General features: G+C 72.7%; 18 protein-coding genes, 2 pseudogenes and 1 riboswitch. Of the genes and pseudogenes, 10 read left to right on the top strand and 10 right to left on the bottom strand.

Going from position 1 to position 21,209, the window contains the following annotated elements; translation table 11 throughout:
* Window positions 1–5: 5 nt before the first annotated feature.
* Window positions 6–956, bottom strand: a complete 951-nt coding sequence (locus tag ACFW9Z_RS23190) for a helix-turn-helix domain-containing protein (RefSeq protein WP_384643965.1) — start codon at window positions 954–956, stop codon at window positions 6–8.
* Between the two features lie 153 nt (window positions 957–1,109).
* Here ACFW9Z_RS23190 and ACFW9Z_RS23185 point away from each other — a divergent pair, with 153 nt between their 5' ends.
* Window positions 1,110–2,150, top strand: a complete 1,041-nt coding sequence (locus ACFW9Z_RS23185) for an NAD(P)-dependent alcohol dehydrogenase (protein ID WP_384643963.1) — start codon at window positions 1,110–1,112, stop codon at window positions 2,148–2,150.
* Between the two features lie 50 nt (window positions 2,151–2,200).
* Here ACFW9Z_RS23185 and ACFW9Z_RS23180 read toward each other — a convergent pair whose 3' ends face one another.
* Window positions 2,201–2,584: an ArsR/SmtB family transcription factor gene (locus tag ACFW9Z_RS23180; RefSeq protein WP_384643961.1), complete on the bottom strand. Its 384-nt coding sequence runs from the start codon at window positions 2,582–2,584 to the stop codon at window positions 2,201–2,203.
* Window positions 2,585–2,738: 154 nt separating this feature from the next.
* Here ACFW9Z_RS23180 and ACFW9Z_RS23175 point away from each other — a divergent pair, with 154 nt between their 5' ends.
* Complete coding sequence (locus tag ACFW9Z_RS23175; RefSeq protein WP_384643959.1) at window positions 2,739–3,854, top strand: NADH:flavin oxidoreductase/NADH oxidase; 1,116 nt, start codon at window positions 2,739–2,741, stop codon at window positions 3,852–3,854.
* A 290-nt stretch (window positions 3,855–4,144) separates the two neighbouring features.
* Window positions 4,145–6,253, top strand: a complete 2,109-nt coding sequence (locus ACFW9Z_RS23170; protein ID WP_384644140.1) for an FUSC family protein — start codon at window positions 4,145–4,147, stop codon at window positions 6,251–6,253.
* Between the two features lie 51 nt (window positions 6,254–6,304).
* Here the strand turns inward: ACFW9Z_RS23170 and ACFW9Z_RS23165 are convergent, their stop codons facing one another.
* Window positions 6,305–8,203 carry an RICIN domain-containing protein gene (locus tag ACFW9Z_RS23165; RefSeq protein WP_384643957.1) on the bottom strand — a complete coding sequence of 633 codons (1,899 nt, stop codon included), beginning with the start codon at window positions 8,201–8,203 and terminating at the stop codon, window positions 6,305–6,307.
* 175 nt (window positions 8,204–8,378) lie between these two features.
* Between ACFW9Z_RS23165 and ACFW9Z_RS23160 the strand changes: the two genes are divergently transcribed.
* Together ACFW9Z_RS23160 and ACFW9Z_RS23155 are read left to right on the top strand one after the other, a co-directional pair.
* Complete coding sequence (locus ACFW9Z_RS23160; RefSeq protein ID WP_384643955.1) at window positions 8,379–9,056, top strand: TetR/AcrR family transcriptional regulator; 678 nt, start codon at window positions 8,379–8,381, stop codon at window positions 9,054–9,056.
* Between the two features lie 137 nt (window positions 9,057–9,193).
* Window positions 9,194–9,311, top strand: a riboswitch (cobalamin riboswitch).
* 141 nt (window positions 9,312–9,452) lie between these two features.
* Window positions 9,453–9,941, top strand: coding sequence for a DUF4430 domain-containing protein (locus ACFW9Z_RS23155; protein WP_384643953.1), 489 nt, complete (start codon window positions 9,453–9,455; stop codon window positions 9,939–9,941).
* A 78-nt stretch (window positions 9,942–10,019) separates the two neighbouring features.
* Here the strand turns inward: ACFW9Z_RS23155 and ACFW9Z_RS23150 are convergent, their stop codons facing one another.
* Window positions 10,020–11,009: a MerR family transcriptional regulator gene (locus tag ACFW9Z_RS23150; protein ID WP_384644138.1), complete on the bottom strand. Its 990-nt coding sequence runs from the start codon at window positions 11,007–11,009 to the stop codon at window positions 10,020–10,022.
* 92 nt (window positions 11,010–11,101) lie between these two features.
* On the opposite strand from ACFW9Z_RS23150, the gene ACFW9Z_RS23145 reads away from it, so the two are divergent.
* On the top strand, window positions 11,102–12,616 hold the full coding sequence (locus tag ACFW9Z_RS23145; RefSeq protein ID WP_384643951.1) for an alpha/beta fold hydrolase: 1,515 nt from the start codon (window positions 11,102–11,104) through the stop codon (window positions 12,614–12,616).
* Window positions 12,617–12,659: 43 nt separating this feature from the next.
* Here ACFW9Z_RS23145 and ACFW9Z_RS23140 read toward each other — a convergent pair whose 3' ends face one another.
* A complete protein-coding gene (locus ACFW9Z_RS23140) occupies window positions 12,660–13,070 on the bottom strand; it encodes an Ohr family peroxiredoxin (protein WP_384643949.1) in 411 nt (136 codons plus the stop codon).
* 115 nt (window positions 13,071–13,185) lie between these two features.
* Here ACFW9Z_RS23140 and ACFW9Z_RS23135 point away from each other — a divergent pair, with 115 nt between their 5' ends.
* Together ACFW9Z_RS23135 and ACFW9Z_RS23130 are read left to right on the top strand one after the other, a co-directional pair.
* Window positions 13,186–13,674, top strand: coding sequence for a MarR family winged helix-turn-helix transcriptional regulator (locus ACFW9Z_RS23135; protein WP_384643948.1), 489 nt, complete (start codon window positions 13,186–13,188; stop codon window positions 13,672–13,674).
* Between the two features lie 82 nt (window positions 13,675–13,756).
* Entirely contained in the window at window positions 13,757–14,383 is a 627-nt protein-coding gene (locus tag ACFW9Z_RS23130) for a hypothetical protein (protein ID WP_384643946.1), read from the top strand.
* A 169-nt stretch (window positions 14,384–14,552) separates the two neighbouring features.
* Here the strand turns inward: ACFW9Z_RS23130 and ACFW9Z_RS23125 are convergent, their stop codons facing one another.
* The gene (locus tag ACFW9Z_RS23125; protein ID WP_384643944.1) at window positions 14,553–15,419 is read right to left on the bottom strand and encodes an oxaloacetate decarboxylase; all 867 of its coding nucleotides are present in this window, start codon (window positions 15,417–15,419) and stop codon (window positions 14,553–14,555) included.
* A 295-nt stretch (window positions 15,420–15,714) separates the two neighbouring features.
* Window positions 15,715–16,350 carry an RNA 2',3'-cyclic phosphodiesterase gene (thpR, locus tag ACFW9Z_RS23120; RefSeq protein ID WP_384643943.1) on the bottom strand — a complete coding sequence of 212 codons (636 nt, stop codon included), beginning with the start codon at window positions 16,348–16,350 and terminating at the stop codon, window positions 15,715–15,717.
* A 68-nt stretch (window positions 16,351–16,418) separates the two neighbouring features.
* Here thpR and ACFW9Z_RS23115 point away from each other — a divergent pair.
* Together ACFW9Z_RS23115 and ACFW9Z_RS23110 are read left to right on the top strand one after the other, a co-directional pair.
* Window positions 16,419–16,898: pseudogene (locus ACFW9Z_RS23115) on the top strand (ATP-binding cassette domain-containing protein); the annotation flags it as partial.
* A gap of 61 nt (window positions 16,899–16,959) precedes the next feature.
* Window positions 16,960–17,598, top strand: a pseudogene (locus ACFW9Z_RS23110) (ABC transporter ATP-binding protein); the annotation flags it as partial.
* Window positions 17,599–18,314: 716 nt separating this feature from the next.
* On the opposite strand, the gene ACFW9Z_RS23105 reads toward ACFW9Z_RS23110, so the two are convergent.
* From ACFW9Z_RS23105 to ACFW9Z_RS23095, 3 genes are all read right to left on the bottom strand, one after another.
* Complete coding sequence (locus ACFW9Z_RS23105) at window positions 18,315–19,235, bottom strand: NAD-dependent protein deacetylase (protein ID WP_384643941.1); 921 nt, start codon at window positions 19,233–19,235, stop codon at window positions 18,315–18,317.
* A gap of 63 nt (window positions 19,236–19,298) precedes the next feature.
* On the bottom strand, window positions 19,299–20,483 hold the full coding sequence (locus ACFW9Z_RS23100; RefSeq protein WP_384643939.1) for a GDSL-type esterase/lipase family protein: 1,185 nt from the start codon (window positions 20,481–20,483) through the stop codon (window positions 19,299–19,301).
* Window positions 20,484–20,561: 78 nt separating this feature from the next.
* Window positions 20,562–21,134 (bottom strand): TetR/AcrR family transcriptional regulator, encoded by a 573-nt coding sequence (locus ACFW9Z_RS23095; protein WP_384644136.1) that lies wholly within the window; start codon window positions 21,132–21,134, stop codon window positions 20,562–20,564.
* Between the last annotated feature and the right edge of the window lie 75 nt (window positions 21,135–21,209).

Here is a 21,209-nt window from a genome sequence, read left to right as displayed (position 1 = left end):
CGCCGTCACGGAGATCCTGGTCCTCCTGGACCCGTCGGGGACCGGTGCGGCGGCGGCGACGGGTGCGGGGCGGACGGGCTCGCGTCCGTGCCCCAGCTCGCCAGCAGACGCAGGGCCTGGGCCGACTCCGATCCCGGCTCCGCGTGATAGGTGACCAGGCACTGCTCCTGGTCGTCCGGCAGGTGCAGCGTCTCGTACGACAGGGACATCTCCCCGGTGAGCGGATGCCGGATCAGCTTGGTGCCGTGCCCCTTCTCCTTCACGTTGTGCGTGGCCCACAGCCGCCGGAACTCGTCGCTCTTGACGGATAGTTCCCCCACCAGCGCGGAGAGCCGGGGGTCGTCCGGGTGGCAGCCCGCGTACAGGCGCAGATAGCTGACCATGTCCGAGGCCTTGGAGTCCCACTCCACGAACAGGTCCTGGTAGGCGGGGGAGAGGAACACCAGCCGCGCCCAGTTGCGCTCCTCGGGCGGCAGCGCGCCCCAGTCGCCGAACACCGCCGCCGCCATCGGGTTCCAGGCGAGGATGTCGGAGCGGGCCCCGTACACGTACGCGGGAATGCCCTCCAGGCTGTCGAGGAGGTGGAGCAGCCCGGTCCGCACCCGCTGCACCCTGGCCGGGCGGCGCTTCGCCTTGTGCCGCGCCGGCTTCGCCATATGCGTCAGATGCGCGTGCTCGGCGTCGGTGAGCCGCAGCGCGCGGGCGATCGCGTCGAGCACCTCGGCCGACACATTGCGCCCGTTGCCCTGTTCCAGCCGGGTGTAGTACGCCACGGAGACCCCGGCCAGCTGGGCCAGCTCCTCCCGGCGCAGCCCCGGTACCCGGCGGGCCCGCCCGAACTCCGGCAGCCCCACGTCCTGCGGCCGGAGCCGGGCCCGCCGACTGCGCAGGAACTCGCTGAGCTCGGCGCGTCGGTCGAGCGGCTCGGGGGCGGCGGCTTCGGGCTGATCGTCCATGGCTCCCATTGTCCCTGGTCGTACGCGCGGCAGCCTGTCCCTGCCAGTAGTAGGACCACTGGACGTAGGTACGACGGTGACCTGGGTAAACGCCGACCGCCCCCGGATGCTGGGAGACGTTCCTACCGCATCACCCAGAGGAGAACCTCCGGCATGACCACCGTTGCCGCCTATGCCGCTCCCCGTGCCAAGGCCCCGCTGGAGCGCACCACGATCGAGCGCCGCCCGGTGGGCGAGTTCGACGTCCTGATCGACATCAGGTTCGCCGGTATCTGTCACTCCGACATCCACCAGGCCCGCGACGGCTGGGGCGAGGGCATCTTCCCGATGGTGCCCGGCCACGAGATCACCGGGATCGTCACGGAGACCGGGCCCGGCGTCACCCGCTTCAAGGCCGGTGACCGCGTCGGCGTCGGCTGCCTGGTCGACTCCTGCGGCACGTGCGACGCCTGCCGGACGGGCCGCGAACAGCACTGCGCCGAAGGCAGCACCCAGACGTACAACGCCCTCGACCGGAGCGGCCAGCCGACCCACGGCGGCTACTCGACGCACATCGTCGTGACCGAGAGGTTCGTCGTCTCCATCCCGGAGGGCATCGCCCTGGACGAGGCCGCGCCGCTCCTGTGCGCGGGCATCACCACGTACGCCCCGCTCAGGCGCTGGGGCGCCGGTCCCGGCAAGAAGGTCGCCGTCGTCGGTCTCGGCGGTCTCGGCCACATGGCCGTCAAGATCGCGCACACCCTCGGCGCCGAGGTCACCGTCCTCTCCCAGTCGCTGCGGAAGAAGGACGACGGGCTCAAGCTGGGCGCCGACCACTACTACGCGACCAGCGACCCGAAGACCTTCGAGGAGCTGGCCGGAACCTTCGACATCGTCCTCTCCACGGTCTCGGCCCCGCTGGACCTCGGCGCCTACCTCGCCCTGCTGCGTACGGAAGGCACCCTGGTCAACGTGGGCGCGCCCGAGGAGCCGGTCTCGCTCAACCTCTTCTCCCTGATCGGCGGCGACAAGTCGCTGGCGGGCTCGATGATCGGCGGGATCGCGGAGACCCAAGAGATGCTGGACTTCTGCGCCGTGCACGGGCTCGGCGCCGAGATCGAGGTCATCGAGGCGGGCCAGGTCAACGAGGCGTACGAGCGGGTCCTCACCAGCGACGTCCGCTACCGCTTCGTGATCGACACCGCGACGATCTGAGCTGAGGGAAGAAGTACGGGGCCACCCGGCGCGTCCATGCGCCGGGTGGCTCAGGCCGAAGGGGAGGGGGAGGGGGAGGGGGAGACCGATCCGGCGGAGCGCCGGGCGCCCTCCAGGACAGCGGTCAGGAGCCCGGGGAAGCGCGCCTCCAGGTCGTCCTCGCGCAGTCTGCTCATGCGCGAGGTCCCCTCGTAGTGCTGGCGGATCACGCCCGCCTCGCGCAGCACCTTGAAGTGGTGGGTGGTGGTGGACTTGCTCACCGGGAGGTCGAAGGCGATGCAGGCCATGTCGGCGTGGCCGTCCGCGAGGTCGCGCACGATACGCAGCCGGACGGGGTCGGCCAGTGCGTGCAGAACCGCCTCCAGGCGGATCTCCGCCACGGCTGGATGGGCGAGCCGACGCCCGGACGTGGTTCCGCGCTCGGTCGTGGGCATGGGCGGCCTCCTTCAGGTTTCGCACCTCTAAAGTACGAACATCTTCGTAGTTTGACAACTGACGTACTACGAGGTTTATCGTACTGGCCATGGCGCTCCTGCTCGCTGTCCGGCAGGGCGCCCGGCCCGCCCCCCGACCCGAGGAGACGTACCGGTGAGTGCTCTGTTCACGCCCCTGACCCTGCGGTCCCTGGAGATCCCCAACCGCGTGTGGATGTCCCCGATGTGCATGTACTCCGCCGCCGCACAGGGGCCCGAGGCCGGGGTGCCGACGGACTTCCACCTCACCCACCTCGCGGCCCGTGCTGCCGGAGGCGCCGGGCTCGTGATGGTGGAGGCCACCGGCGTGCGCCCGGACGGCCGGATCAGCCCGTGGGACCTGGGCCTGTGGAACGACCGTCAGCAGGAGGCCTTCACCCGGATCGCCGCGGCGATCGCCTCCCACGGATCGGTCCCCGCGATCCAGCTCGCCCACGCGGGCCGCAAGGCGTCCACCGAGCGGCCCTGGGTCGGCGGCGCGTACGTCCCCGAGAGCGAGGGTGGCTGGCAGCCCGTGGGCCCCAGCCCCGTCGCGTTCGACGGACTCGCCGTCCCCCACGAGCTGACCGAGGACGAGATCCAGCAGCTGGTGCGCGACTTCGCCGCGGCCGCCGAGCGGGCCCTCGCCGCCGGATTCCGGGTCGTCGAGATCCACGGCGCCCACGGCTACCTGATCAACTCCTTCCTCTCCCCGGCCGCCAACCACCGCACCGACGCCTACGGCGGCAGCTGGGAGAGCCGCCTGCGCTTCCCGCTCCAGGTGGTCGACGCCGTCCGCGCGGTCTGGCCCGAGGACCTGCCCGTCCTCTTCCGCACCTCGGCCACCGACTGGCTGACCGAGAACCCGGAGGACCCCCGCGAGGGCTGGACCGGCGACGACACCGTCCGCCTCGCCAAGGAGCTGACCGCCCACGGCGTCGACCTGCTCGACGTCTCCACCGGCGGCCTGGTCCCCGACGCACGGATCTCCGCCCACCCCGGCTACCAGGTGCCCTTCGCCGAACAGGTCCGGCGGGCGGCCGGCATACCCACCTCCGCCGTGGGCCTGATCCTCGAACCCGCCCAGGCCGAGGAGATCGTCTCCTCGGGACAGGCCGACGCCGTCATGCTCGGCCGCGAGCTGCTGCGCGACCCGTACTGGGCCCACCGCGCCGCCGACGCCCTCGCGGCCGAACCCCGCTGGCCCGACCCGTACGGCTACGCCGTGGCACGCCGTACCGCCAAGGCCTGACCGCCACCGCCCGGCCCCCGGCTGCCCGGCCATCGCGAGCGGGCGGCCGGGAGCGGGCCGACAATGGCCAGCATGAGCGCACAGCCGCCACCGGCACTCCGAGCAGCCCCGCGCCCCGCCACCGCCCCGCGCCCAGGACCGAGTGAAGGGTCCGGCCCGAGCGGAGCACGGATGTGACCGCCCTGGGGCGGCGGAGACCCGGGCGCGGCACGGAGGCGACCGCCACCGGGCGGCGGAGACCCGGGCCGAGCGCGGGTGCGACCGCCACCCGGCACCGGCGGGCGGCCGTCCTGCGCCGGGCCGTCCGGGTCACCGTCGCGGCGAGCGCCGGGTTCTACCCGCTGCTGTACGGGGCCGGGCTCCCGGTCCCGGCGCTGTACGCGCTCTTCGCGCCCATCGCCGTCGGGCTGCTCTCGCCCATCCCCGGCTCCGGCCGTCAGCGCGCCTCCGTCATGCTGCGGGCGCTCCCCGTGGCCCTCGCCCTTGTGACCCTGGGCACCCTGCTCGCCGTGGACACCTGGGCGGCCGTCGTCGGCATGCTCGTCGTCGGCTTCCTGCTGGCGTTCGCCGCCGTGGGCGGCCCGCGCCCCGCCGGAGCCGGCCCGGGGCTCCAGCTCTTCTACATCCTGGCCTGCTTCCCGCCGTACGCCCCCGAGAGCCTCGGGGAACGGCTGGTGGGGCTGACCGCGGGCCTGCTGCTCCTCGCGGCGTGCGAGGTCCTGCTGCCCGATCCGCCCGCCGCGTCCTACCGGGACCGGCTCGCCGACGCCCTCGACGAGGCCGCCCGAGGGGCCGCCCCCGGCGGCGTACCACCGGAGAAGCTGCGCGAGGCCGGTGTGAAGCTGCGACTGTCGGCCGTACCCCCTGCGGAACGCCCGGCGGGCGCGGGGCGGACGGACCGGGCGCTGGAACAGGCGGGCCGTACGGTACGCAGACTCCTGAACCAGCTCGCCACGCTCGCCGAAGCCCCACCGGCCGCCGCCGACCCCGCCTCCGCCGCCCTCCTGGAGCGTGTCGCCCGGCTCTGCGCCACCTGCGCCCGCCTTCTGCGCTCCGGAGGCGACCCGCCGGTGGCCGGGGACCTGGAGACGGCGATGCGGGACTTCCAGGCGGAGCGCGTACGCCGGGCGTCCGGGCCGTCCGGCGAGCGGCCCCCGGTCGCCGTGGAGCGCCGACAGTCGCGGGTACTAGCGCTGGCCGAATCGGCGCGGATGGCGGAGATCACCACCGGCATCGCCGCCCACGGCAGACCCACCGAACCGGCCGTCCCGCACGAACTGTTCTGGTACGCGGAGCTGTCCACGCCGAGGCTGTGGGCCCGGCGCGTCCTCGGCAACGTGACGTTCCGGTCGGTGCTGTTCCAGAACGCCGTACGGACCGCGCTCGGACTCGCCGCCGCCCGCGCGGTGGCCGGCTCCCTCGACCTGGCCCACGGCTTCTGGGTGCTGCTGGCCGTCCTGACCCTCGGGCGCACGACGGCGGGCGCGACCTGGCAGGCGGTCCGCCGGGCGGTGGCGGGCAACGCGGCCGGGGCGCTCGTGGCGGGGGCGCTCCTGATCTGGCTGGGCCCGCACACCGATGTCTACGCCGCTCTGCTCGCCCCGGTGATGCTGGTGGCGTTCGCCCTGGGGCCGCTGCTGGGCGTCGCGTACGCCCAGGGGCTGTTCACGCTGGTCGTCGCCATCGCGTTCGCCCAGATCGAGCCGGTCACCTGGCGGCTGTCCGAGGCGCGGATGATCGATGTCGTCACCGGCAGCGTGATCGGGCTGCTGTGCGGCCTCCTGGCCTGGCCGGCCGGGGCGCGGCGGGAGGTCCGCCGGGCCATGGCGGAGCTGCTGCGCTCGTGCGCCGCGCTGGTGGAGCCGACGGCACAGGCGCTGCTGGAGCGGCCGGGCGGTTCGCGGGCCGCGCCGCGGACCCTGCCGGGCGTCCACCGGTTCCACCTTGCCGAGGCGGCGTACGCCCAGTACCGCAGCGAGTCCCCGTCCGCCCCGGAGGACGCCCGCACCGACTGGCACGCGATGCTCATCGTGGCGAGCCACATGCTCCTGGGCGCCCACTGGCTGCCGCGCTTCGGTCTGCGGCCGGGACCCGGCGCGACGGACGAGGCCGTGGCCCGGGTGCGGGCCACGGCGTCGGAGCTGGTGGCGGAGGCCGACCGGATCGCTTCGCGGCTGACCGGGGGACGACCGGAGCCCGCCCGGCGGACCGCCCCGGAGGCCGGTCCGCCGACGCCGCTCTCCGTCGACCTGGAGGTGTGGCTGACGAGCCTCGCCCAGGAGCTCGCCCGGATCGAGGCCTCGCTGACACCGCCGTACGGTCCGGATGCCCGGGACACCAGTGCCGGTGCCGGTGCCGGTGCTGTACGGCCGGGTCCTCGTGACGACCGGGAGCGGTGAGCGGGTCCCGGGGCACCTCGTGCCGGGAACCCGGCCTCCGGTTGCGCCGTATCAGCCGGTCAGGGTGAACGCCTGGGCCGGGGAACCGCCGCACGGCTGCTGCGAGAGCCTCGCGCCGTTGGCCGTCGAGGAGTTGTCGATGGTGAGGCACTTGCCGCTGTGGCGGGCGACGAAGCGGTACCGGCCATGGGTGGCCAGGGGCTCGGGGCGCCACTGCTGGTTGGCGGAGCCGACGTAGGACCACAGGTGCACCTTGGTGCCGTCGGCGGTGGCCCCGGCGCCGCCGTCCACGTCCCAGACCTTCGCGTTGTGCCGGTTCACCACCTGGTAGTGGCCGCCGCTCGTCGGCCGGAACTGCCAGCTCTGGTTGGCCCCGGTCCCGCAGGCCCACTGCTGGAGGGCGGTGCCGTCACCGGTTCCCCAGTCGGCGGCGTCGAGGCAGGCCCCGCTGTTGGCGTTCTGCACCCGGTACCAGGCGGCCGGGTCGATGGAACCGGCCGGAGGCTCGGTCGACCCGCCGTCCCCGTCCCAGGTGAAGGTGGCCACGGCCCCGGCGGGCAGGGTGTACGCCAGGGACTTCCCGTTGTCCGTCAGCGAGAACCGCTGAGCACTGGAGGCGGTGTTGACGACAACGGCGGCGCGGGTGCCGTCCGGGTTCTGGAAGGCGACGTTCTGCACGCCCCCGGCATCCTGGCTGGTGGAGCCGATACGGGTGGCACCGGGCCTGATGAACTTGGTGACATGGCCCAGCACATAGAACTCGGCGTTCCGGGTGACCTGGCCACCGGCGATCTCGACGATCCCGTTGCACCGGTCGGCGCAGTGGCCTTGGTGGGGGCCGCCGTTCCGGTCCAGGGCCAGGTTCCAGTTGATGACCGTCTCGCCGCCGTTGCGCATGTTCTGTACGACGAGGTTCTCCGCGTGCCACCGGAGGGTGTCGCCGAACGTCGCCGCGGGGTTGGCGCTGTCGGTGCCGGAGCACTCGGTGAAGAAGACCCGCTTCCCGGCGTTCACGATCTGCTGCTGCGCCGCCGGGGCTCCGCCGTAGCAGTGGAAGGCGGCGCCGATGACGCGCTGGATGCCACCCGTCCGGGCGAAGACGTCCAGCGGGTAGTTCGGATGGTCCCAGTTGTGGTCGTAGGCCAGGATGTTGGTCGGCAGGTTCGCGGCGGTGAGCGTGCGGTCCAGCACCTGGAGGAAGTCCGCCTGCTGAGCCGAGGTCATGCTCATGGACGGGTAACTCGTCGCGAACTCGGGCTCGTTCTGCGCGGTGAGGTCGGTGAGGGTGATGCCCTCCTGCCCGTACGCCCTGATCGCCTTGACGAGGTAGTCGGCGTACGTCTGGTAGTGCTCGGTCCGCAGACTGCCGCCGTTGAGCGAGTTGTTGGTCTTCATCCAGGCGGGCGGGGACCAGGGGGAGCCCATGAACCGGATGGCGGGGTTGATCGCGGTCGCCTGCTTCAGGACCGGGATGATCTGGCTCCGGTCCCGGTCGATGGAGAAGGAACCCCGGGTGTCCTCGTACGTGGAGAAGTTCGCGTTGGCGTCGAAGTCGGTGCTGCCCAGCGGCTGGCGGAGGTAGTTGAGCCCGATGCCATCGCCCTCCGTGGAGAACAGCGACCTCAGCAGCGAGGTGCGCTGGGCCTGGGGGAGGCCCTGGACGAGATGGGCGGAGGCGCCGGTCACCGAGGCGCCCGCGCCCGTGAACTTCTGGCCCTTGCTGTTGGCGTCGATACGGATGTCGACGCCCAGCGGGGCGCCGGTGAACGGGAGGCTTCCGTCGGCGGTGAGCTTCTTGCCGCCGTCGGTGGTGGTGACCCAGACCTGGGCGACCGGGTCGGCGGCCCGAGCGGTGGTGACGGTGGCGTTGACGCCGAGTCCGGCGACGGCCATGACGAGCGCGACGCCTGCCGCACGCGCTCTGAGACGTGAGGGACGGAGGTGGCTCATGTGCGGCTCTCCTTCGGTCGGTACCTGGAGACATCGGCGGGGGAAGGGGGGATCGGCGGGGCAACGGCATGAAACCATACCCACTAAGTGGTTAGTAAGTAGTCGGATGCGGAGTTCTGCCGCCCCCGCGAGATCTCTCCCGGATCACCGCCCCGAGCAGGCTTAAGCTGACCGGGTGAGCAACCAGTCAGCGGGCAACCAGTCAGTCGGCAGACCGGCGCGCCGTCCGGCGAAGCCCCGTACGCCGCGCAGTCCGGAAGCCCAGCAGCGTCAGCGGGACATCCTGTCCATCGCCATGGACACCTTCGCCGCCCGTGGTTACAACAACGCCTCGCTCGCGGAGATCGCGGACCGGGTCGGCCTGACGCAGGCGGGCGTTCTGCACTACTTCCGCTCCAAGGCGCTGCTCCTCACCAGCGTTCTGGAACTGCGCGACCAGACCGACATCGAGCAGCTCGGCGCGGACCGCCCGCAAGGGCTGGACTTCCTGCGCCACCTGGTGAACACCGCACTCCGCAACGCCGAGCGCGAAGGCATCGTCAGGCTCTACGCGGTGCTCTCGGCGGAGTCCGTCACCGACGACCATCCGGCCCAGGAGTACTTCCGCGACCGCTACGACGGACTGCGGGCCTTCGTCGCCGACGCCCTGCGCGAGGCGTGCGAACTCCCCGCCGACCGGGCCGAAACGACCGAGAACGCGGCCAACGCCATCATCGCGGTCATGGACGGGTTGCAGGTCCAGTGGCTGCTCGCCCCGGACTCCGTGGACATGGCCGCCTCGACGGACCTCGTGGTCACCTCCCTGCTGGCGACGCTGGCCCCCGAACGCTTCGGCCCGCCCTCCCGCCGCTGACACGGCGTACGGGGGAGAAGCCGCTCCCGTACGACACTTCCGTACGACCGGCCCCTGGTCACCCACGTGTTGGGCCATTCCCCGGCAGCGCGCGGTCGAACGGCCCTACGATGCGAGGGCTCCGGTGCTCCGGAGCGACAACTGAATGCGTGCGCGACTGGGGGAAGCCGGTGGGAATCCGGCGCTGACCTGCAACCGTGTGCGGCCCCCGGCGGGCCGCGAGTCGGACAGCCCGGCGCGTGACGTGTACCGCTTCCCCTGTCATGGTCTGCAGTGCGAAGCCCGCAGCCGCGAACCGCTGCGCGTGTGCCGCGAGTCGCGCGGCCGGACGCGCCGCGGGCCGTCGGCTCCGGTGCGGCGGCACGGCAGGCCGCACCGCACCGGAAAGGCACGCTTGTGCACCTGACATCCGCTCGCCGCACCCTCGTCGTCACGGCCGCCCTCGGCCTCGCCCTCGCCTCCGCCCCCGCCGTGGCCCAGCCGCAGGCCAAGGCCCGCACGAACGCCCCGGTGAAGGTCTCGCTGACCGTGAAGGGGCCGGACGGGAACCTGTTCAAGGGAAAGATCAAGACCAAGGGGCATGACGTGACCACCGCCTCCGGTGGCACGCACCGCTGTGACGGCACCAACGGAGGGGCCAACCCGAGCGCCGTTCCCACGCCGACCGCGGCCCTCGACGACGCCGCGCGGAAGAGACACTTCACCTGGGACGGCACCTGGTACGCCTCGTTCGACGACTTCTCGGTCGACACCATAAAGAACGTCAGCGGCGGGGGCGTCGCCTACTGGAACATCGCCGTCAACGGCACCTCGATCCCCGTCGGCGGCTGCCAGTTCAAGCTGCGCGCCGGGGACAAGGTCGCCTTCACCTGGACCGCCTTCTAGACGGACCGGTCCTGCCGGTGTGCGGGTCCCCGGGCCGCAGAGGTCCGGGGACCCGCACATCCGCACATCCGACGCCGCTCAGTGAGACATCGTCGACAGGTCCGCGTCCAGCGCCTCCAGGAGCCAGTCGTGGGCCGTCCCGGGGGTCGGCTCCGGGCGGCCGCCGGGAGCGCCGAGCACCTCGGCCGTCAGCTCCCAATACCGGTCGATCCGCGGGTCGGCAGCCAGCTGACCGGCCAACTGACGGCGGAACCCGGGCGTGTCGCGGGTGCGGTACGTACTCGCGTACGCGTCCACGAACCCGTCCAGGGCCTCGCCGGGGCGGGGCCCCTCGCCCCGGCGCAGCTCCCCGCCCGCCAGCTCGTACGCCTTCGCCAGCCCCGCGTACAGCACGGCCGACTCCCGCGCCCCCGCGGCACGGTGGGCGCTGGGCTGGCAGGGCCCGCTCGCGGTGCACGGCCCGGTCACCAAGGCGTACAGCCGGGCGAAGGCGAGCACCTGGGCGGGGCCGGGGTCCTCGGGCGGGTCCGGAACGGCCACCTCCAGGAAGGCCCTGACGGACCGGGCGGGCATCCGGGCCGGGAGCCAGGCGCGCCAGAACCGGGCCAGTGCGGCGGTGCTCGGCGGAGCGGCGACCGCCCCGACCAGGCGCAGCCGGGCCGGGCGTTCAGCCGATGGGCAGTCCTGCACCAGCCGGAGCGCGGCCTCCCGCCAGCGCAGGGCCCTGAGCTCGGATCCGAGGACGCGCAGCCGTCCGGCGACGGCGTCCTCCAACGCGCCCGAACCGCCCGCCGCACCCCCTGCGCCCTGCTCGCCCCGCCCGTCCCGCCCGTCCTGCTCGTCGAGGATGCGGCGCACCTCGGCAACCGGCAGGTCGAGCCCGCGCAGCGAGCGGATCAGGCTCAGCCGCTCCACGGCGTCCGGGGCGTACCGGCGGTGCCCGCCCGCGCTGCGGGACGCCTCCGGCAGCAGGCCCCGGTCCGAATAGAACCGGACGGTCTTCACACTGACGCCCGCCCGTTCGGCCAGCTCACCGATGGTGCAGAGACCGTCGTACGACGAGAACACTTGAACCTCCCCCAAGAGGAGTTCCTACGGTACCGGCGAGCGCGGCCGGGAACTCGGCCCGGTGCGCGGGAGCAGTGCGACGAGGAGGAACCATGACCGTATTCATCCTGGTGGCGGGGGCGTTCACCGGCCCGTACGTGTGGGAGGACACCGCCGCCCGGCTGACCGCCGAGGGCGCCGAGGTGCATACGGCGGCGCTGACCGGACTGGGCGAAGGGCCCGCCGGTCCCGTGGACGCCGTCGACCTGGAGACGCACATCGCGGACGTCCTCGCGGTGGTCGACCGGGTGGGGGAGGCACCCGGCCGGGACATCGTGCTCGTCGGTCACGGCTACGGCATCCACCCGGTGGTGGGCGCGGCCGACCGGCGGGCGGGGGCGATCGCCCGGATCGTCCACCTGGACGCGGGGATGCCGCAGGACGGGGTCCCGGCCCTGGCCGCCGTACCCGACCAGCGTCTGCGCGAGCGGCTGTCCGGAGACGGGGGAGCACAGGCAGGCGTCCTGCCGCCCCCGGCCCGGGACGCCTGGCCGCTCTGGGGGAGCACCGCCGGACTCTCCGAGGCGGCGCTCGACGGGCTGACCGTGCTCGCGGCCCCGCAGCCGCTGGGCACGCTGCTCCAGCCGCTGCGGCTCACGGGCGCCGTGGCGGAGGTGCCCGCGACCGGGGTGCTGTGCACGGGCAACGGGCCGGGCATCGAGCTGGTCCAGCTCAGGGTGGACATCGGCGACCCCGCCCTGGTGACCCTGGCCGAGCGCGGGGTGACCTTCTTCGAACTGCCCACGGGCCACTGGCCGATGCTGTCCTGCCCCGCCGAGCTGGCCGAGGCCCTGCTGGAGGCGGCGGCGGGCGGCGGCCACCGGCTGACCTCCGCCGATTCCGGCCAACCGCCCGCGCATCTGCGGCCGTTCCTCCTCGACGTACCCGCACGGACCCGCGAACGGACCGGGAACACCGATCTGTACCTGCCCGACGGGCCGGGACCGCATCCGGCCGTGGTGTTCGTGCACGGCGGACCCGTACCCGCCGAGGCGCGGCCGACGCCACGGGACTGGCCGACCCTGACGGGGTACGCGGCTTATGTGGCCGGTCTCGGAGCGGTGGGCGCGACGGTGGACCACCGCCTGCACGCCGTGACCGACTACGAGCGGGCCGCCGAGGACGTGGCCGCCGCCGTGGAACGCGTACGGGCCGATCCGCGGGTGGACGGGCGCCGGATCGCGCTGTGGTTCTTCTCGGGCGGTGGCCCGCTCACCGCCGACTGGCTGGCGGCGCCCCCGGAGTGGCTGCGCTGCCTGGCCGCCAACTACCCGATTCTGGTGCCGTTGCCGGGCTGGGGGTTGTCCGGCACCCGGTTCCGCCCGGTGGAGGCGGTCTCCCATGCGGGGAAGCTCCCGGTCGTGCTGGTCCGGGCGGGCCGCGAGATGGCCGAGATCGCCGTGACCGTCGAGGAGTTCCTGACCGAGGCCGAACACTGCGGGGCCGACGTCGAGGTGGTCGACGTACCGGAAGGCCGTCACGGCTTCGAGACGCTCGACCCGACGGACGACGCCCGCGAGGCCGTACGCCGGGCCGTGGACGCGGTGCTCACCCGCCTGACGGCCTGAGCCCCCCGGGCGGAACCGGCGGGACCGTGCCCGACTGCTCGGTCTACTCGATGACGATCTGGACGTCGATGTTGCCCCGCGTGGCCTTGGAGTACGGGCAGTAGGCGTGGGTGGCGTCGACCAGCCGCTGCCCGGTCTCGCCGGTCAGGGAGTCGGGCAGCTCCACGCGCATGACGACCGCGAGCCCGAAGCCGTCGCCGTCCTTGCCGATGGAGACCTCGGCGGTCACGGAGACGTCCTTGGTGTCGGCCTTCATCTCGCGGCCGACCGCGGCCATCGCGCTGGCGAAACAGGCCGCGTACCCGGCGGCGAAGAGCTGCTCGGGGTTGGTGCCCTTGCCGTTGCCGCCGAGCGCCGGCGGCAGGGCGAGGGGCAGGTCGAGCCGACCGTCCGAGCTCACGGCGCGGCCCTCGCGGCCGTTGGCGGTCGCGGCGGCGGTGTACAGCGCGTCCATGGGGTGGTCCTCCTCGTCGGGACTGCGACCGGGGTGGTCGCAGCCATGGGTACAAAGATTGCACATCATTAAGTTGTGCACAACTCAATAGTGTGGCCGGCGGTACGCTGGCTCCATGACCTCCGCCCCGGGCACCTCGCCCGACCTCTCCGCCGTCCCTGACGAGGAGCTGCTGCGCCTCGACCACCAGGTCTGCTTCTCGCTGCACGCCGCGTCACGCGCGTTCGGCGGCTACTACCGCCAGGCGCTGAAGGGCCTCGGTCTCACCTACCCCCAGTACCTGGTCATGCTGGTGCTGTGGGAGGACGGCCCCCAGCCGGTCAAGGCCATCGGGGGGCGCCTCCACCTGGACTCCGGGACCCTCTCGCCGCTGCTGAAGCGCCTGGAGGCGGCGGGGCTGGTCCGGCGGGAGCGCAGCCGCGAGGACGAGCGCTCCGTCCTGATCGAGCTGACGGACGAGGGCGCCGGGCTGCGTGAACGCGCGCTGAGTGTCCCCCGGGGAGTGCTCGCCGCGACGGGCCTGTCCGTGGGGGAGGTGCTGGGGTTGCAGGAGGTGCTTGGCCGCGTCACCGCCGCCCTGGGGGAGGCCGCGGACGCTCGTTGACGGCGCACGGCCATTGGCGGCGCGCGGTGCTGAATGACAAATTTACTTGTCACCACGCATCAGTGACAGTCATGCTTGTCGTATGGATGAAAACGGTGCCATCCCCACCCCGGGCAAGCACGACGAGAACTTCTGGCCCCTGGTCATGAAACTGGTGGAGCCCGCCTGGAGCGAACCCGGCGACGACGACACGTTCGTCATGGACGAGAAGGTGCTCGACGCGGTCCGGGCGCTGGCCGAACGGATCTCGACACGCGCACAGGCCTACCGCACCGCCGACAAGCCCTTCGATCCCGCGCTCCTGGCTGCCCCGGATCTGCAACTGGCCATGCTGAGGGCCCTGTACGAGGCCAAGCGGTCCGTCGACCGGCTGGCCGAGAGCGCGGCCACCGCCGCCGGTCGCAGCGGGGCCAGCTATGCCCAGCTGGGCGCGGCCTGGGGCGGCATCAAGCGCCAGTCCGCCCGCCTCAAGTGGCCCCACGCGGTGGTCAAGAGGTCCGCCGGTGAGTCCGTCCCGCTCCGCTACGCAGGTGGTGCCGCCGTCATCCACCATGATCCGGGCGTGGACGCCTGGTGGTACACCGCAACGGGAGCGGACCGGCAGGAGGACGAGTCCGAGGCCGTCTGCGCCACTTCGGCCGAGGCCATTGCACGGGCGACCGAGTTCCTTCTCTCCCACGCCAAGCCCGCAGGGCAGGAGAACGCATGACCGGACGGGCACACATCTGACGCGACGAAAGCTCCGATGAGTCCGACGAGCCCCGACAAGTCCCCGCGAGTCCGACGAGCCCCGGCGGGTTCGTCGGGCACGCGCCTTCGGCGAGGACGCGGAGCTGTACGAGCGGGTCGGCCGTGCCACACCGTCACCGACGCCCGCCTCAGGAGGTGGCGATCCCCTGGCCGAGCGGGTGGTGCCGACTGATGTTCTGCTCCAGCAGGGCGGTCGAGGCCCGTACGCCGACCGACGTGCCGGGGGAGAACTCCGGGAGCCGCCCGTCGGCCCGCTTCAGTTCGCCGAGCGCGCTGTCGATGGCGGTGTGCGCGGCGAAGAGGCAGGGCGTGCTGTAGATGGCGACCTGGCATTCCAGATCGGTCAGTTCGGAGAGCGAGAGCCTCGGCGACCTGCCGCCCGCGATCTGGTTGAAGAGGAGGGGCTTGTCGTCGATGACCTTCCGGATGCGCCGGATCCACTCCACGTCCCGCACTCCGTCGACCAGCACCACATCGGCATCGGTCTCCGCGAGCGCCTGGGCGCGGCGCAGGATGTCCTCGTCCTCGGTGGCATCGGTGCGGGCCACGACCACGAGGTCCCGCCGGCTTTCCAGGACGAGGTTTAGCTTCTCCAGGTACTCCGCCAGCGGCAGGACGCTCTTGCCGTCCGCGTGGCCGCACCGGCGCGGGCGCTTCTGGTCCTCCAGGATGACGCCGGACGCTCCGGCCCGCTCCAGCCGCTGGACCACGTGGCACGCCACCTCCGGGTCCACGTACCCGTCATCGATGTCCACCAGCAGATGGTGGGAGGGGAAGGCGAGCCGGAGCCGTTCGACGAACGCGACCATGTCCGGCCACGCGATGAAGCCGATGTCCGGCAGCCCGTAGTGGGAGGCGGCGAAGCCGAAGCCGGACACGAAGAAGCCGTCGTAGTGCCGGGCGGCGATCGACGCCGAGTACATGTCGTAGATGCCGATGAGCGGGGTGGTCCCGGGCGTCCGGATCTGCTCGCGCAGCGCGCTTCCGTAGCGCATGTCTCTCTCCTTGCGTGCGGCCGTGAACGGGCCGGCGGCGGAACGGTTCGCGCAGAGGGGAGTGATCCCTTTGCGGGTGCTGGCATAGATATACCGGCCGGAAGAGTGCGCCGCTCCTCGACACGCGGGCGGGGCGCCGGGGCCGGGCGGTCCTCAACTCCCTTGAGGCGAGCGGGCGGGGCGTCCGGGCCGGGCAGGCCTCAACTCCCTTGAGACGCGCGGGCGGGGCGTCCGGGCCGGGCAGGCCTCAACTCCCTTGAGGCACGCGGGCTGGGCCGCCCGGGCCGGACGGTCCTCAACTCCCCTGGCCGAGGCTCCCGTGGCCGAAGTCCCAGGCCTCGATGTCCCGGTAGTGGATCGGCCCCGGGCCGCGGCCGGCGTTGCTGCCCACCAGGTGGAGGCGTTCGGCATCCCAGCCGCGACCGGTGAACGTGTCGAGTCCGGCGGCCGCCTCCGCCACTGCGGAGTGGTCGCCCCGGCGGGCACGGGCCAGCGTCAGATGGGGCCGGAACGGCCGCTCCGCGAACGGGACACCGCACTCCTTCACCAGGGCGCGTACGTCGGTGGCGAGCCGGTGCAGCCCTTCGAGGTCCCCCGTGATCCCGCTCCACAGGACGCGCTCGTCGAAGTGCCCGCCGCCGTTCAACGCCAGGCGCAGGGAAGGGCGTTGCTCCGCGAGCGCGGCGAGCGGGGGAATCAGCGGCGGGACGGTGGTGACCGGAAGCTCACCGAGGAACGCCAGGGTGATGTGCCAGTCCTCGATGCGATTCCACCGCAGCCGCGGATACGTCTCGTAGGCCGGGCGCAACGCCCGAGCCAGCTCCTCCTTGGCGTCGTCGGGCGGAGCGAGGGCCAGGAACACGCGGATGGTCGGGGCCGGTACCCGTTCGTTGGCAGCGGTCCCGGAGACGGCTTCGGACGATTTGTTCACCCGCCGTACCGTACGTGCCGCCCCTGACGCTCCCGGCACGAGGGGGCCGACGACCGCGTTCCCCAGCGATGGACGACGTTCACCCCCTCCGCAGCCTGCGGCGCTTTTCGGTCAACTACGTTACCGAGACGGGCCAGATCATCTTCCGCTCCCGGGGCTGTCCACCGGGTCGAGTAGGTCTTCCCGGTTACGGCAGCCGGTCGGGGGCGGTTGTCGCACGCGTCCCGGCCCTGCTGTCACCGCCCCTTTTCCGGCCGTACGCAGGGGACGCGCACGCTGAGTCCTGCCGCCTTCGGCCGCCCCGTTCATGCAGGAGAGGGACAACCGCTCACGTGGGCAGGAACGTGGCGATCACCGCCACCCAAGTCGGCAAGACGTTCCCCACGGGAAAGCAGACCGTGACCGCGCTGCGGGACATATCGCTGTCCGTCCCTGCCGGTACGCTGACCGCTCTGACCGGCCCCAGTGGCTCCGGCAAGAGCACGCTGCTCCATCTGATCGCGGGCCTGGAGCGGGTCGACTCGGGCACGCTCGACGTCCTGGGGAGCGGGCTCCACGCCTGCACCTCGGCCGAGTCGGCCGCGCTGCGGCTGCGGGAGATTCGGCTTCGTCCACCAGGACTTCAGCCTTCTGGCCGACCTGACGCTGATCGAGAACGTATGCCTCCCGCTCGAAGCCCTGGGCACCGCGCGAGGCGATGCGACCGTGGCGGCGCGCGCGGCGATGGGCCGGGTCGGTCCGGCCGGGCTGGAGGAGCGGTTTCCCGCCGAGGTCTCCGGCGGCCAGCAGCAGCGCGCCGCGATCGCCCGCGCCATCGTGGGGGAGCGCACGCTCGTGCTGGCGAACGAGCCCACGGGTTCCCTCGACTCCAAGACGGGCGCGGAGATCATGGGCGTGCTGGCCCAGCTCCGCGACGAGGGCGTCACCGTCGTCCTCAGCACCCACAACCCGGCCAACCTCTCCCACGCGGACCGGATCGCCGTCCTGCACGACGGCACGCTCGTCGCCTTCGACGACGCCGATGACACCGACACCGCCGACTCCACCGAGGCCGGCACGGCCACGCCGGCCGCCGGGGTGTTGGCCTCGGTCGCCCCTTCCGTGGAACAGCGGGCCACCAGCACCCTGGGCCGTGCCGACGGACTCGTCAGCCACTCGGACCCCGAGGTGACAGCCGAACTCGCACAAGAACTGCGGCGGTACGCCCCGGGCATCACCATGCTCGCCATCGACGCCAACAGCGAATGACGCACGGCCGATACCGGCTGCTGGAGGGGCAGTTCCCTGCGGAGCCGGGGGGATCGCGGTGAGCCGGGCCCTCGCCGACGACCACGGGCTGAGCCTGGGCGACAGCCTGCCCTACCGCTGGAAGCGCGACGCACCCGCGCGGATCGTCGGCCTGATCGAGAGCCCGCAGGCACACCTCCTACGACTACCTTGCCGCCCCCGGCCAACTGCGGGCCTGGCCGAGGACCGGAGACGACAGCACCAATCCGGCGTCCTCGGCCTACCTCGCGGTATCCGGCAGGGCTCCCCGCCCGTGAGCGGGCCCGCACCACTCCCCGCGCCGCCCGGCGGGCCCGCCTGTGGGCGCCGGTGCTGTGCGGACTCGCCGCACTCGGCATCACCATCGCGGTGGCCTTCCAGGACGACGAGACGATCTCCGCCGCGGCGGCCGTCTCGGCCATCGTGTTCCTGGCCGCCGCCGCGCTCACCCGCACCGGAGACGCGCTGCGGGCCCTGGCCCGGCTGGCCGACCGCACGCTCGGCGCACGGATCGCCCTGCGTGCCTTCGCCCGCGACCCCCGCCGACCCGTCTCGGCGATCGTGATCGGGGCCGTCGCGCTCGCCCCTCGGAAACACCCTCAACCGCACCGAAGCCTGACGCGAGTGCGCCGGGCCGTCCACGGCTCGACCGACGAGAGCTGTGCCCTCTACGGCTTGGCGGACGTGAGCCGTGCTCTCTACGGCTCGACCGACGCCGGACCCGGCGGCTCCGGCACGGCGACGGGGATGCCCAGCCGGTTGGCCACGGTGGTGAGGGCCGCTCCCAGCGGGAGCGCGATACGGGTGACGGCGTGCCGGTCACCGCGGGTCGGGTCCCGGTTGACGATCAGCACCGGCTGCCCGGCCCGCTCCGCCTGCCGGACGAACCGGAGGCCGGACATCACCGTCAGCGAGGAGCCGAGAACCAGCAGCGAGGTCGCCTCACGGACCAGTCGGCGACAGTGCTCGACCCGCCGCGGAGGCACGGTTTCGCCGAAGAACACCACGTCAGGCTTGAGGATGCCGCCGCAGACGGTGCAGGGCACCACGTGGAAGTCGCCGACCTGCTCATCGGTGAGGTCGGCGTCACCGTCCGGATTGATCGCGGCGGCCACGGGGGCGAACCCGGCGTTGGCCTCCTCCAGCCGACGGGCGAGTTCGCGGCGCGGGCTGACGGCCTCGCAGGTGAGGCAGACGACCCGGTCCAGGCCTCCGTGCAGCTCCACGGCCTCGTCGCTTCCGGCCGCCTGGTGCAGGCCGTCCACGTTCTGGGTGATCACCCCGGACAGCAGACCGTGCCGCCCGAACGCGGCCACGGCCCGGTGCCCGGCATTGGGGCGGGCCCGGCCGAAGGTCCGCCAGCCCAGATGGCTCCGCGCCCAGTACCGGCGCCGCGCCTGGGCGCTCGCGGTGAAGTCCTGGTACGTCATCGGGGTGTGCCGGCTCAGGCTCCCGCCCTCGCCCCGGTAGTCGGGAATACCCGATTCCGTGGAGAGGCCCGCCCCGCTCAGCACCAGCACACCGCCGCCGCTCAGCGCATCGGTGACCGGTTCCAGGTCGGTGGTGGCGGGCGACAGGTCCTCGGGAGGGGTCCAGCTGAGCGTGGGGCGCATGCGCATGCCTCCAGGGTACGGAAACGGGCTGCCGTCACCCGTTCCGTACCGCTCGGCTTCGGGCCGGGGTCAGCGGGCCTCCGTGCCGAAGGGCCCGCCGGGGGCGAAGGCGAGGCGGGCGAACCGTTCGGCGATGCGCCGGTGAGCCGCCGGGTCGGGGTGGAGGGCGTCGGGCAGCGGCAGTTCGGCGTGGTCGCTCTCGCCGTAGAGGGCGAGGCCGTCGAGGTAGTACAGGTGCGGGTCGGTGGTGGCGCGCTGCTCGACGATCCGGGCCAGCTCGTCCCGGATGACGGTGAGGGTCAGCTTCCCGGCGGCGGTCTCCGCGGGGTTACCGGTGGCCGTGAACCGCAGGCGCCCTTCGCTCAGCGCGCTGGGGTCGGGGGCGCTGGGGCCCGGTGTGTGCTCGTGGATGGGGCACAGGACCGGCGAGACGACCAGCAGCGGAGTGGTGGGGTGCCCCTCGCGGATGGTGTCGAGGAAGCCGTGGACGGCCGGGCCGAACGCGCGCAGCCGCATCAGATCCGCGTTGACGAGATTGATGCCGGTCTTGACGCTGATCAGGTCGGCGGGGGTGTCGCGCAGGGCGCGGGCGGTGAACGGGTCGAGCAGGGCGCCGCCGCCGAACCCCAGGTTGATCAGTTCCGCTCCGCCGAGAGCGGCGGCCAGGGCGGGCCAGGTGCCGGTGGGGGCTGTTGCGGTTGAGCCCTGGCTGATGGAGCTGCCGTGGTGCAGCCAGACCCGGCGGCCGGTGGGCCGTGCGGGGGCGAGGGGCGCGTCGGTCCGCAGGGAGACCAGCCGGGTGGCCTCGTCGTGCGGCAGCCAGATCTCGACGTCCTTCTCGTGCTCGGGCAGACCGGTGAACCGGAGGGTCGCCACGGGGCCGGGCCGGGCCTGCGCGGTTCCCGAGGCCATGTCGATGGTGAGCGTGTCACCGTCGGGAGCGCCGGCCCGGCCTGCGGGACGGCCGTCGACGAGGAGTTCGTACACCCCGTCGGGGCGAGGCGGCGCTCCGAGGTAGACCCGCTTCGTGGCCACCACGTCCAGCTCGACGGCGGTGGCCCGGGTCCGGAAGACCAGCCGGACCCCGGACGGCTGCGACTGGGCCATGGCCAGTTGGCCGTCGGGTATCTGCGCCCGGGCGTTCGCGGGCAACCGGTGGGGGAGTACGCCGCGTTCGGTGTGCTCCAGGTCCAGGGCACCGCGCACGATGCCGGGGCTGATGGGGGTCGTGGTCCAGTCGTTCCGGGTGTCCATGTTCTGCGTCTCTTCGGTCGGAGTTCGGGGTTCTGTGTCCCTTCGGTCAGGAAGGGAAGGGGCGGGGGAGGTCCGGGCTCAGGCGGATTCCGGCCAGTTGCGCAGGAGGGCGTCGAGCGCGTTGAGGATCTCGGTCCAGCTCTCCTGGGAGGCGGGGGCGCTGTGGCTGAAGCCACCGGCCGACTCCAGACCGACGTAACCGCTGAAGACGCTGCCCAGCAGCCGCACCGCGTGCGTCTGCTGCGGCTCGGTCAGGTCGTAGCCGCGCAGGATCGCCCGCATCATCAGGGCGTGCCGGACCCCGGCGCTCGCGGCGGCCGTCTCCGGGTCGAGCCGGAACCGGGCCGCGGTGAAGCGGCCCGGGTGCTCATAGGCGTAATCGCGGTAGGCGTCCGCGAAGGCGATCAGCGCGTCCCGGCCCGCCCGTCCCGCGAGAGCGGTGGACGCCCGGTCGGCCAGCTCCTCCAGGGCGAGCAGGGCGATCTTCGTCTTGAGGTCGTGGGCGTTCCTGACGTGCGAATACAGGCTCGCGGTCCTGACACCCAGCCGCCGGGCGAGCTCGGAAGGGGTGACGTACTCGAAGCCGATCTCGTCCGCCAGCTCCGCCCCCGCCCGCAGCACGCGCTCCGCCGCCGGTCCGGCCTTCGCCATCTCACCCTCCGAACGCCCCATGATGATTGCCTAAAGAAATATACGTTTGCCTAAGCCTTTTAGGCAAACGGGTGC

The sequence above is a fragment of the Streptomyces sp. NPDC059452 genome (genome assembly GCF_042750035.1).
Classification (GTDB): domain Bacteria; phylum Actinomycetota; class Actinomycetes; order Streptomycetales; family Streptomycetaceae; genus Streptomyces.
The sequence above is the reverse complement of the archived record's forward strand: the minus strand, read 5'-3'. Positions and strand labels throughout refer to the sequence as shown.